This is a genomic window from Solimonas soli DSM 21787 (assembly GCF_000474945.1).
In the GTDB taxonomy this organism is placed as follows: domain Bacteria; phylum Pseudomonadota; class Gammaproteobacteria; order Nevskiales; family Nevskiaceae; genus Solimonas; species Solimonas soli.
Genome location: NZ_KI440836.1, coordinates 1 through 11,281, shown reverse-complemented (window position 1 = coordinate 11,281; position 11,281 = coordinate 1). Strand labels below are relative to the sequence as shown.

The 11,281-nt window shown below is 69.6% G+C and carries 10 protein-coding genes and 3 tRNA genes; 9 read left to right on the top strand and 4 right to left on the bottom strand.

The annotated features are described in order from the left end of the window. Positions 1-12 precede the first annotated feature (12 nt). The 4 genes from K344_RS0112115 to K344_RS0112100 are packed head-to-tail and all read right to left on the bottom strand — an operon-like array spanning position 13 to position 4,139. A complete protein-coding gene (locus K344_RS0112115; RefSeq protein WP_028080886.1) occupies positions 13-744 on the bottom strand; it encodes a type III pantothenate kinase in 732 nt (243 codons plus the stop codon). Then, entirely contained in the window at positions 741-1,721 is a 981-nt protein-coding gene (birA, locus tag K344_RS0112110) for a bifunctional biotin--[acetyl-CoA-carboxylase] ligase/biotin operon repressor BirA (protein WP_043114442.1), read from the bottom strand. Before birA ends, K344_RS0112115 begins: the two co-directional genes overlap by 4 nt. Next, positions 1,706-2,353, bottom strand: coding sequence for a glycerol-3-phosphate 1-O-acyltransferase PlsY (gene plsY / locus K344_RS0112105; RefSeq protein WP_028080884.1), 648 nt, complete (start codon positions 2,351-2,353; stop codon positions 1,706-1,708). The genes birA and plsY overlap by 16 nt, the downstream gene beginning before the upstream one ends. Before the next feature lies 1 nt (position 2,354). Continuing rightward, positions 2,355-4,139 carry a M61 family metallopeptidase gene (locus K344_RS0112100; RefSeq protein WP_028080883.1) on the bottom strand — a complete coding sequence of 595 codons (1,785 nt, stop codon included), beginning with the start codon at positions 4,137-4,139 and terminating at the stop codon, positions 2,355-2,357. 79 nt (positions 4,140-4,218) lie between these two features. Between K344_RS0112100 and K344_RS21480 the strand changes: the two genes are divergently transcribed. The 9 genes from K344_RS21480 to tuf all read left to right on the top strand — a co-directional run. After that, positions 4,219-5,142, top strand: coding sequence for an alpha/beta hydrolase (locus tag K344_RS21480; protein WP_169729296.1), 924 nt, complete (start codon positions 4,219-4,221; stop codon positions 5,140-5,142). Continuing rightward, the gene (locus K344_RS0112090) at positions 5,139-6,017 is read left to right on the top strand and encodes an alpha/beta fold hydrolase (protein ID WP_043114440.1); all 879 of its coding nucleotides are present in this window, start codon (positions 5,139-5,141) and stop codon (positions 6,015-6,017) included. Before K344_RS21480 ends, K344_RS0112090 begins: the two co-directional genes overlap by 4 nt. A 60-nt stretch (positions 6,018-6,077) precedes the next feature. After that, positions 6,078-7,394, top strand: coding sequence for a serine/threonine-protein kinase (locus K344_RS0112085; protein ID WP_051362180.1), 1,317 nt, complete (start codon positions 6,078-6,080; stop codon positions 7,392-7,394). Between the two features lie 137 nt (positions 7,395-7,531). Continuing rightward, positions 7,532-8,131 carry a glycine zipper 2TM domain-containing protein gene (locus K344_RS21475; RefSeq protein WP_051362179.1) on the top strand — a complete coding sequence of 200 codons (600 nt, stop codon included), beginning with the start codon at positions 7,532-7,534 and terminating at the stop codon, positions 8,129-8,131. A 109-nt stretch (positions 8,132-8,240) separates the two neighbouring features. Beyond that, positions 8,241-9,536 (top strand): phosphoribosylamine--glycine ligase, encoded by a 1,296-nt coding sequence (purD, locus tag K344_RS0112075; protein WP_028080880.1) that lies wholly within the window; start codon positions 8,241-8,243, stop codon positions 9,534-9,536. A gap of 100 nt (positions 9,537-9,636) precedes the next feature. Then, positions 9,637-9,723: transfer RNA gene (locus tag K344_RS0112070), tRNA-Tyr, on the top strand. A gap of 34 nt (positions 9,724-9,757) precedes the next feature. Next, positions 9,758-9,831 (top strand) — tRNA-Gly (locus K344_RS0112065). A 28-nt stretch (positions 9,832-9,859) separates the two neighbouring features. Further along, positions 9,860-9,935: transfer RNA gene (locus tag K344_RS0112060), tRNA-Thr, on the top strand. Positions 9,936-10,089: 154 nt separating this feature from the next. Then, positions 10,090-11,281 (top strand): elongation factor Tu (gene tuf / locus K344_RS0112055; RefSeq protein ID WP_028079879.1); only part of this gene is annotated, 1,192 nt, incomplete at its 3' end.

Genomic DNA, 11,281 nt, shown 5'->3' with positions numbered 1-11,281 from the left:
GCCGACGCCGGTTTACGGCGTGCCGGCGTTTTCGGCGTACACCAGCAGTCCGTCGAGCACCAGCTGCGGTTCGTGGCGCCACTTGCGGTGAAGTCCGGCGGCGAGTACATGAGCATCGCCGCCGGTCAACCAGCGGATGGCATCGTCGGGCGCCAGCGCTTCGACATATTCGACGGCGCCGCGACACGCGAGCAGCGCGCCCTGTCGCACGCAACTCTGGCTGTCGGTTCCGAGCGCCGCGTCTTCGTCCGCGCCGAACGCGCCGACGTCGAATCGGGTGGAGCCGAGCACCGCGCGCTGCTGCGCCGCCAGTCCCGCGGCGATGATGCCGCCGCTATGCTGTCCATCGGCTGCGATCACGTCGACCGTCAAGGCGGTGCCCGCATTGGCGATGACGGCGGCGCCGCGATGCGCCTGCCACGCGGCGATCATCGCCAGCCAGCGATCGACGCCGAGGCGCTCGGGTTCGCGGTAAGCATTGCGCAGGCCATGCCATTCGGCCGTGCTGCGCGCGAAACGCGGGGCCTGTCCGTAGCGGCTGCGTGTGGCGTCGATCAGTGCGGTTTCGTGTGCGGCGCCGGTGACGTGAGACACCCACACCGCATCGAATGCGGCGGCGGGCAGCTGGGCGATGACCCGCGCCGGCTCGCCGCCGTGAACGACGGCACCGTGGTCGACGAATCGGCCGTCGCGCGCCAGCGCCCACTTGAGGCGCGTGTTGCCGATGTCGATCAGCAGCTTCATGCGAGGCGCAGGCTGACTTCGCCAGCGTGGATGGCCTGCATGCCGCGCGCGGTCTCGATCAGCAGCGCGCCGCTGGCGTCGACGCCGCGCGCGATGCCGTCCGTGATTTCCGTGCCGCCCTGGATGCGCACCGCCGCGTCGCGCGTTGCATCGAAGCGCGTCCAGTCCTCGGCGACGGCGGCAAAGCCGGTCGCTTCGTAGGCGCTCAGGCGCGCGTGCAGGCGGCGCAGCAAGGCAGCGGCGAGCGCGTTGCGGCCCGGCGCGGCGTGCTCGAGCCGGGCGAGTGCCTCGTCGAGATTGATCCAGGGCTGCGTGACCTGTTCGCCCTGTGCCGCCGCCATGCGCAGGTTGATGCCGACGCCGATGACGACACGGCAGCTGCCGCCGGCTTCGCCGCGATGTTCGATCAGGATGCCGCCGAGCTTGCGCCCGTCGACCAGCAGATCGTTCGGCCACTTGAGGCGGATGTCGGCAAGGCCGAAGTCCTGCAGCGCCAGCGCACACTCGGCGCCGACGGCGAGCGACAGCGCCGTCAGCTCGCGCGGCCAGCCGGGCCAGGACCAGGCGATCGAGAAATACAGATTCGCGCCGAAGGGCGAAATCCATTGCCGCCCGCGCCGGCCGCGACCGGCGGTTTGCAGTTCGGCGAACAGCGCCTGCGGATCGTGCGCCGACTCGCTCTCGAGCAGGCGGGTGTTGGTCGAATCGACGACCGGGCGGACCGCGACCCGCAAGCCCGGGACTTCCGCCTGCAGCGTCGCCGCATCGAGTCTCTCGATCGCTGCGCGGAGGCGGTAGCCGAGCCCCTGCCGCGATTCGACCTCGAGCTGCCAGTCGCGCAGCTTGTCGATGCGCTTCGACAGCGCCGCGCGCGTCACGCCGGAGCGCGCCGCCAGATCCTCGCCGGAGTGCCAGGCGCCGTCGGCGAGCGCGTCGACGAGCGCGAGCAGTTCGGCTTCGTTCAGCGCGACAGCCATCGGCCCAGCACCCGTGCTTTCTCGAAACGGTTTTCGCCGCCATTGAGCAGGCGGCCGATGTTCTCGCGATGCTTCCAGACGATGAGCAGGGCCATGGCCAGCGTGAACATGCCGGCCGGCGAGGCGAGACCGCCGGGCAGGGTCAGCGCGACCCAGGCGATCGCGGTCGCGGCGGCGCCGAGCGTGGCCAGGCTGACGTAGCCGGTCAGCGCGACGAGCAGCACGAAGGCCGCGAGAATCCAGGCCAGCGCCGGCGTGAGCAGCGCGCCGAACACGCCGGCCAGCGTGGCGACGCCCTTGCCGCCGTGAAAGCCGTACAGCGCCGGATAGCAATGGCCGAGCGCGACCGCGACGCCGCACACGTAAGCCTGTTCATGGGCAGCGAACAGCGGCGCGCCGAACGCCGGCAGATGCGGGATCGCCAGCGCGGCGATGACGCCCTTGGCGACATCGATGGCGAGCACGCCGAGCGCGAAGGCGGCGCCTTGCGTGCGCAAGGCATTGGTGGCGCCGACATTGCCGCTGCCGACCTTGCGCAAATCGATGCCGCCGCGCAGCAGGCCGATCAGCTGGCCGCCCATGACGTTGCCGAGCAGATAGGCGAGGAGCGCCTTGATGATCAGATCGCTCATCTCAGACGCCGATCCAGGCCTTGCGCCGCGCCGCAACCGCCTCGCTCGCATCGGTGAGCGTCAGCGTCCAGGTGTCCTGCGGCGGCGCGGCCGGCACGAAGTCGAGTTCGAGCAGCTCGTCGTTGCGGAAGACGTGCAGCGCGTAGCGACGGCCCGGCTCCAGCGCCGCGACATGGGCCTGCCAGTTGGCGGCGCTGACGCGCAGGCCGTCGAGCGCGACGATCTGGTCGTTTGCCGAGACTCCGGCCTGTCGCGCGGGACTGTCGCTGAGCACGTGCATGACGCGCGTCTCGCCCGGCCGCAGCTTGAGGCCGGCCCAGCTGCGCGGCGGATCGCCGGCGACCCAGCCGCCGATGTCGCTGTCGGAGACGGCGGCGCGGCGCGCGGCGCGCACGCCGAAATCCGCGAGCAGCTCGGCGAGCGGGAGCTCCTCGGTCGAACGCAGGGCGTGGTCGAAGAAGGCGGCGAGATCGAGACCCGACAACTCCTGCGCCAGCTGTTCGAGGCCGCCTTCCGGCACGCCGGCGCCCGTTGCGCCCCAGCGCCGCCACGCCTCGCGCTGCACGGTATCGAGCGTCGTCGCGGAATCGCGGCGCAGGCGCAGATCGAGGCATAGCGCGACGAGCGCGCCCTTCACGTAGTAATTGACCGCCGCGTTCGGCGTGTTGTCGTCGGGCTGGTAGTACTTGATCCAGGCTTCGAAGCTGGCGTCGGCGAGCGTCTGCTGCTTGCGGCCCGGCATGCGCTCCAGGCGCGTGGCGTTTTCGGCGACCACGTCGAGATAGGTCGCGGCGTCGATCAGCCCCGCGCGCAGCAGGAACAGATCGTCGTAGTACGAGGTCACGCCCTCGTAGTGCCAGAGATCCTGCGAATAGGCCTCGCTGCCGAGATCGGAGGCGAGGAAGCGCGCGGCCGCGATGCGCTTGACGTTCCACAAGTGGAAATACTCGTGGCTGCAGAGGCCGAGGAAGGTGCGGTAGTCCTTGCTCAGCTTGCTGTCGCCGCGGCGCGGGAAGTCGCCGCGCGAGCAGATCAGCGCGGTCGAATCGCGATGTTCGAGACCGCCGTAGCCGTTGGCGACGACGTGGGTCAGGAACAGGTACTGGTCGAGCTTCGGCTCCTGGCCGAACAGCTCGCGCTCGACGTGGCAGATGCGCGCCAGATCGGCGGCGACGCGCGGCAGATCGGCGTCGACGCGGCCGGACAGCACCAGCGCATGCGGAATGCCGTCGACATCGAAGTCGATGCGCTGGAAGTCCGCCATCTCGACCGGATGGTCGATGAGCTCTTCGTAGTCGGCGGCGCGGTAGCGGCCGTAGCCGCGCGCGTCGATCTCGACCGCGCGCAGCGTGGTCGCCACGCGCCAGCCGGCGGCGAGCGGATCGGCCGGGGCCTCGAGTTCCACCGTGAACTCGCCGCGCTCGCAACCCCGCGGGCAGTAGAAGAGCGAGCTGCCGTTGAAGAAGCCGCGCCGCGTGTCGAGCCAGGCCTTGCGCACCGACTCGTCGAAGGCGTGCACGCGGTAGACGATTTCCAGCGGCGCCGCGCTTGCCGCGCAGCGGAACGAGCGCTTGTCGAGGCGTTCGATGGCGAGCGGCCGGCCGCCGCTTTCGGCGCGCAGGCCGACAACGTGCTTGGCGAAGTCGCGGATCAGGTAGCTGCCGCGCAGCCAGCTGGGCAGGCTGAACACCTGTCCCTGCGGGTCAGGCGCGGCGAGACGGCAACGGACTTCGAACAGGTGCGCGCGCAGATCGGCGGCGCGGACGTGGTAAACGACGAGGCTCACGAACCCAGAATCCGACACGATGAATGCCGCCTATTATGCCGGTGCGCCGGCACGGCGGCGGTTTGGCTATGCTCGGCGCATGAGTGAGCGAGGTCCTTCCCTGCGTGCGATCGCCTGGCGCCGTCCCGTGCGCTGGCTGCTCGCGCCGATCTTCCGCGCCGGCCGTTCGGTGGCGCTGCGCCGGCGCGCCTTGTTGCGCGTGGCGATGGTGGCGCGCCTGCCGATCGCGCCGTTCACGCGCACGGCGGCCGACACGCTGCGCGGCGTGCCGGTGGAGTGGATCAGTTCGACGCACCAGCCGGCCCGTCGCGTCGTGCTCTATCTGCACGGCGGCGCCTACCTGTTCGGCGCCGCGCGCATCTATCGCGCGGTCAACGCCCGGCTCGCCGAGTGGGCGCAGGCGCGCGTCGTCGCGGTCGACTATCGGCTGGCGCCGGAACATCCGTTTCCGGCCGCGCCCGCCGATGCGCTGGCCGCCTACCGCGGCCTGCTCGAACGCGGCATCGCGGCGGCCGACATCGTGCTGGCCGGCGATTCCGCGGGCGGCGGCCTGGCGCTGGCCTGCGCCCTGCAGGTTCGCGAGGCGGGCCTGCCGATGCCGGCCGGCATCGTGCTGTTCTCGCCCTGGGTCGATCTGAGCCTCGGCGGCGAGACGATCGTCAGCCGTGCGGCCAGCGAGCTGATCCTCGATCCGCAGATGCTGCGCGAGGCGGCCGCCGCCTATCTCGCTGGCCGGCCGGCGCAAACCGCGCTGGCCTCGCCGCTGTTCGCCGATCTACGCGGCCTGCCGCCGCTGCTGGTGCAGGTCACCGATACCGAGCTGCTGTACGACGATGCGCGGCGGCTCGCCGAACGCGCCGGTGCCGCCGGCGTCGAGGTCGAATACAAGGTCTGGCGCGGCCTGTGGCACGTCTGGCAGGTGTTCGCCGGCAAGGTTCCGGAGGCCGACGCGGCACTGCGCGAGGCGGCGGACTTCATCGTCCGGCAGACACGCTCGCCATGAGCCTGAGCCGCTGGCGCGATACCGGCAGTACCTTCGATTTCGACGGCCGCTCGATCTTCGTGCATGCGCAGGGCGGCGGCGACGAAGCGCTGCTGCTGCTGCACGGCCTGCCGACCGCGTCCTGGGATTTCGAAGCCATGTGGCCCGGCCTGCTGCGGCGCTTCGCACACGTCATCGCGTTCGACTTCCTCGGCTTCGGCTTTTCCGACAAGCCGTATCCGCATGCCTACTCGATCGCCGAACAGGCCCATCTCGCCGAGCGCCTGCTGGCCGCGCGCGGCGTGACGCGCGTGCATCTGCTCGCGCACAGCTACGGCGTCTGCGTCGCGCAGGAACTGCTGGCGCGTGCGCGCGAGGGCAAGGCGGCGGCGCGGCCGTGCAGCGTGGTACTCCTGAACGGCTCGCCGTTCGTCGAGGCACATCGCGCGTCCTGGCTCGAGCGCTTTCTGCTGAGCCCGTTCGGCGCCGTGTTTGTACGGGTGGCCGGACTGCGCCGCTTCAGCGCGGATCTTTGCGCGCTGTTTGGTCCGCAGACGCAGCCGGGGCTGATCGAGCTGCACGATTACTGGACGCTGCTGTGCCTGCGCGACGGCCGCCGTGTCGTGCGCAGCCTGCTGCACTACACGCGGGAACGGCGCGCCCTGCGCAGTCGCTGGGGCGAGGCCTTGCGCGCGTCCGGCGTGCCGGCGCGCCTCATTTACGGCGCTGCCGACCCGGTATTCGGCACCGCCATGGTCGAGCGCTACCGCGCGCAGATGCCGAATGCCGACGTCGTGCTGCTCGACGGCATCGGCCATTTCCCGCACGTCGAGGCGCCGGACCGCACGCTGCGCGCCGTGCTCGCCTTCCACGACTCCATCACAGAGCCGCGCTGACGGCGGCTGGTTGCTCCGCCACGCCCCGGCTATGCTCGCTGCGGGTCGAGGGCGGGGCGCATGGTCGAGCAAGAACAGTCTGCGGCGGGCGGTGGTGGCGCGATCGCGCGGGCACCGACGCAGATCGGCAAGTATCAGCTGCTCGCCGAACTCGGCCGCGGCGCCTGCGGCGTGGTCTTCAAGGGCTTCGATCCCTTCGTGCAGCGCGACGTCGCGGTGAAGGTGGCCCTGCACGATCCCGATGCCGACGATGCCGCCCACGAGCGCGGCTTCTTCGCCGAGGCGCGCGCCGCCGGCATGCTGCAGCATCCGCACATCGTCGCCCTGTACGACGCCGGCGTCGAAGCCGAGCTCAGCTATCTGGTCATGGAATACGTCGACGGCGAGACATTGCAGCCGCTGTGCCGCCCCGGCGCGCGTCGCGCGCCGCTCGCGCAGGTGCTCGACATCGTCTTCAAGTGCGCCAAGGCGCTCGACTACGCGCACGGCAAGGGTGTCCTGCATCGCGACATCAAGCCCGGCAACATCATGCTGACGCGCGAGGGCGTGCCGAAGCTGATGGATTTCTCGATCGCCGAGATCACCGGGCGCACCTCCGCCGGCGGCCAGGGCGTGCTCGGCTCGCCCCTGTACATGTCGCCGGAGCAGATCACGCGCGCCAGGCTGGGCCCGGCCAGCGATCTCTACGCGCTCGGCGCCGTGATGTTCCAGCTCCTGGTCGGCACGCCGCCATTCACCGATGCCGAGCTGCCGCTGCTGTTCCGCGCCATCCGCCATACGCCGGCGCCGCGGGTGCGCGATCTGCGGCCCGAAGTGCCGGAAGCGGTGTCCGACGTCGTCGAGCGCCTGCTGCTCAAGGACCCGGCGCAGCGTTTCCAGTCCGGGCACGAGCTGGCGGCGACGCTGAGCCGGCTGTTCGACCAGTTGCGGCTTTCCGATCACCAGGTCACGCGCCGCGAATCGCGCGATTCCCTGCGTCGCCTGCGCTTCTTCAGCACCTTCAGCGATGACGAGATCGACGAGATCCTCGCCGTCAGCCAGATGGCGACGTACAACCCCGGCGACGCGCTGATCCGCGAGGGCGAGATCGACAACGCCTTCTTCATCCTCGCGCTTGGCAGCGCCGAGGTGCGCAAGCGCGGCAAGCTGCTGCACCAGCTCGAGAAGGGCGACTGCGTCGGCGAGATCGGCTTTCTCAGCACGACCAAGCGCACCGCCACCGTCGTGGCGACGACACGGGTGCTGGCCCTGAAGGTCAACGCGACCCTGCTCGACGACATGTCGCGCGACTGCCAGCTGCGCTTCTACAAGGTGTTCGCCGAGACGCTGATCTACCGGCTGTCGGTGACGAGCGCCAGACTCTCGGCGCTTTCGTAGGAGAACAGCGCTTGCATGCAGCGGCCGCGCCGCGCAATGCTTGCGCCTCGCGCCGCCGGCAATTCAGTTTCGGCTCAGCGATGCGCTCTACAGTCCGCGCCCATCAGCAACTACTTCTTCATTCGAGGGGGGTATTCATGAACATCTCGTCCCTGCGCCCATCGCTTGCCGCGCTGGCGCTCGCGCTGACCGTCGCGGCCTGCAGCAAACCGCAGGAGCCGCCGCCGGTCACCGACCCGGCCCAGCAGCCCGTGCCCGCCGAAACCGCGCCGGCGCCCGCCGAGGAACCGGCCCCGGCACCGGCCGAGCCGGCGCCCGCGCCGGTCCCCAAGCCGAGACCGAAGCCGCGCCCGGTCGCGCCGGCACCGGCACCGGCACCGGCTCCGGCACCCGAACCGCAGGTTTGCTACGACTGCGGCACGATCAGCAACATCGCCGAGGTTCGCCAGAAGGGTCAGGGCTCGGGCGCCGGCGCGGTCGCCGGCGGTGTCGCCGGCGGCGTGATCGGCCACCAGTTCGGCAAGGGCAAGGGCAAGGACGCGGCGACCGTGCTCGGCGCGATCGCCGGCGCCGTCGGCGGTCACATGGCCGAGCAGCAGATCCGCGCCACCACGACCTACGATGTCACGGTGACGATGGAAACCGGCAGCTCGCGCGTCATCAACGTGCCCGAACTCGGCGGCCTGTCGGTCGGCGAAAAGGTGCGCGTCGACGGCAACACCATCCTGCCGCGCTGATCCGGCGGCGGCAGATGGTCCCGACCCGCGGTGGCTTCGGCCACCGCGGGTTTTTCTTTCCGGTACCCTAGCGCCCCCCAAAATCCCTATTCCGCAAAGCGGGTGAGTCATGGCTGAGGCGCTCAAGGTACTGGTGATCGGCAGCGGCGGGCGCGAGCACGCGCTGGCCTGGAAACTCGCGCAGTCGCCGCGCGTCGCCGAAGTCATCGTCGCGCCGGGCAATGCCGGCACCGCGCGCGAGGCGAAGTGCCGTAATGCCGCGGTCGCCGTCGAGGACGTCGCCGGCCTGCTGGCGCTGGCGCGGCGCGAGGGCGTCGGGTTCACGGTCGTGGGCCCGGAAGCGCCGCTGGCGCTCGGCGTCGTCGACGCCTTCCAGGCCGCCGGACTCGCCATCTTCGGACCGACGCGCGCCGCCGCCCAGCTCGAGGCCTCGAAGGCCTTCACCAAGGATTTCCTCGAGCGTCACCGCATCCCGACCGCGCAATACCGCGTGTTCACCGAGATCGCGCCCGCCGTCGCCTACATCGCCGAGCGCGGCGCGCCGATCGTGGTCAAGGCCGACGGCCTCGCCGCCGGCAAGGGCGTGGTCGTCGCCACGACGGTCGAGGAGGCGCAGGCCGCGGTGCGCGACATGCTCGGCGGCAGCCTGCTCGGCCAGGCCGGCGCGCGCGTGGTGGTCGAGGATTTCCTCGAGGGCGAGGAGGCCAGCTTCATCGTCGTCGCCAGCGGCCAGCAGTACGTGGTCATGGCGACGTCGCAGGATCACAAGCGCATCGGCGACGGCGACAGCGGTCCGAACACCGGCGGCATGGGCGCCTATTCGCCGGCGCCGGTGGTGACGCCGGCGGTGCACGCGCGCGCCTGCCGCGAGGTGATCGAGCCGACCCTGCGCGGCATGGCCGCCGAGGGCGCGCCGTTCACCGGCTTTCTCTACGCCGGCCTGATGATCAACGGCCGCGGCGAGCCGCGCGTGCTCGAGTTCAATGTGCGCATGGGCGATCCGGAGACGCAGCCCATCCTGTTCCGCCTCGATTCCGGGCTGCTCGAACTGCTGGAGGCCGCCGTCGCCGGGCGGCTCGACGCCGTCACGCCGGTGTGGAATCCGCAGCCGACGCTCGGCGTCGTCATGGCGGCGCACGGTTATCCGGGCACGATCCGCAAGGGCGACGTGATCCGCGGCCTCGACGCCGAGCTCGGCGCCGCGAAGGTCTTTCATGCCGGCACGGCGTTGCGTGACGACGGCGCCGTCGTCACCAGCGGCGGCCGCGTGCTCTGCGTGGTCGCGCGCGGCGCGACGGTGCGCGACGCGCAGCGGGCTGCCTATGCCGCCGTCGACAAGATCGCCTGGGACGGCGAGCAGCACCGGCGCGATATCGGCTACCGCGCGATCGCCCGCGAAGTCTGAGCGGCGATCGTTGAAAGCCGCTGAATCTCCTTGACGCAAGGCACCTCGGCGACGAGAATACGCGGCCCTTTCCGGGCTTGACGTCCGGCGAGGCCGTGGCGGAGGGATACTCAAGCGGCCAACGAGGGCAGACTGTAAATCTGCTGGCTTAACGCCTACGGTGGTTCGAATCCACCTCCCTCCACCAGTTTTGACGATATTGACGGCGGTTGTCGGGTGAGGCGGGTGTAGCTCAATGGTAGAGCAGAAGCCTTCCAAGCTTCCTATGAGGGTTCGATTCCCTTCACCCGCTCCAGTCGACGCCAGTTGATGAGTGCTTGCAAGCCCACGTAGCTCAGTCGGTAGAGCACACCCTTGGTAAGGGTGAGGTCGAAGGTTCGATTCCTTTCGTGGGCACCAGATTCAAGCGGTTCGCGGCATTGCGGTAGCGGCGAATCCGACGGCGGTTGCGGCGACGCGGAAGACGCGGGCGCGGCGGCCGTCTTTGTGCTTTTTATGAATGGCGCCGATCGGCGCCCTGTTCCGGCGAAAGAGAAGTAACGGAGACTGCGCGATGGCAAAGGGTAAGTTTGAACGCACGAAGCCGCACGTGAACGTGGGCACGATTGGCCACGTTGACCACGGCAAGACGACGACGACGGCGGCGCTGACGAAGGTATCGTCGGACAAGTTCGGTTCGACGTACGTGCCTTACGACCAGGTGGCGAAGGCGTCGGAATCGCAGGGCCGCCGCGACGCGACGAAGATTCTGACGATCGCGACGTCGCACGTGGAGTACGAGACCGCGAACCGCCACTACGCGCACGTGGACTGCCCTGGGCACGCGGACTTCGTGAAGAACATGATCACGGGCGCGGCGCAGATGGACGGCGCGATTCTGGTGGTGTCGGCGGTGGACGGCCCGATGCCGCAGACGCGCGAGCACGTTCTGCTGGCCAAGCAGGTGAACGTTCCGAAGATCGTGGTGTGGCTGAACAAGTGCGATCTGGTGGAAGACGCCGAGCTTCTGGACCTGGTCGAGATGGAAGTGCGCGATCTTCTGAGCAAGTACAACTTCGACGGCGACAACACGCCGGTGATCCGCGGCTCGGCGACCAAGGCGATTGCCGGCGAGCCGGAGTGGGTGGCCAAGCTCGAGGAGCTGTACAACGCGATCGACACCTGGATTCCGGAACCGGAGCGCGAGACTGACAAGCCGTTCCTGCTGCCGATCGAAGACGTGTTCTCGATCTCGGGCCGCGGCACGGTGGTGACGGGCCGTATCGAGCGCGGCATCGTCAAGGTGGGCGAGGAAGTCGAGATTGTCGGCATCCGCGACACGGCCAAGACGATCGTCACGGGCGTGGAGATGTTCCGCAAGCTGCTGGACCAGGGGCAGGCGGGCGACAACGTGGGCATTCTGCTGCGCGGCACGAAGAAGGAAGACGTCGAGCGCGGGCAGGTGCTGTGCAAGCCGGGCTCGATCAAGCCGCACTCGAAGTTTGAGGGCGAGGTGTACGTTCTGACGAAGGAAGAGGGCGGTCGTCACACGCCGTTCTTCAAGGGCTACCGTCCGCAGTTTTACTTCCGCACGACGGACGTGACGGGGTCGATCCAGTTCAACCAGGAAATGGTGATGCCGGGCGACAACGTGCAGATGACGGTCGAGCTGATCAGCCCGATCGCGATGGAAGACGGCGTTCGCTTCGCGATTCGCGAGGGCGGCCGTACCGTCGGCGCCGGCGTCGTCACGAAGATTCTGGCCT

Coding starts and splice junctions, on each gene's coding strand:
- K344_RS0112090 (WP_043114440.1), top strand. CDS start 5,139: ATGAGCCTGAGCCGCTGGCGCGATACCGGCAGTACCTTCGATTTCGAC.
- birA (WP_043114442.1), bottom strand. CDS start 1,721: ATGGCTGTCGCGCTGAACGAAGCCGAACTGCTCGCGCTCGTCGACGCG.
- K344_RS21475 (WP_051362179.1), top strand. CDS start 7,532: ATGAACATCTCGTCCCTGCGCCCATCGCTTGCCGCGCTGGCGCTCGCG.
- purD (WP_028080880.1), top strand. CDS start 8,241: ATGGCTGAGGCGCTCAAGGTACTGGTGATCGGCAGCGGCGGGCGCGAG.
- K344_RS0112085 (WP_051362180.1), top strand. CDS start 6,078: ATGGTCGAGCAAGAACAGTCTGCGGCGGGCGGTGGTGGCGCGATCGCG.
- K344_RS0112115 (WP_028080886.1), bottom strand. CDS start 744: ATGAAGCTGCTGATCGACATCGGCAACACGCGCCTCAAGTGGGCGCTG.
- plsY (WP_028080884.1), bottom strand. CDS start 2,353: ATGAGCGATCTGATCATCAAGGCGCTCCTCGCCTATCTGCTCGGCAAC.
- K344_RS21480 (WP_169729296.1), top strand. CDS start 4,219: ATGAGTGAGCGAGGTCCTTCCCTGCGTGCGATCGCCTGGCGCCGTCCC.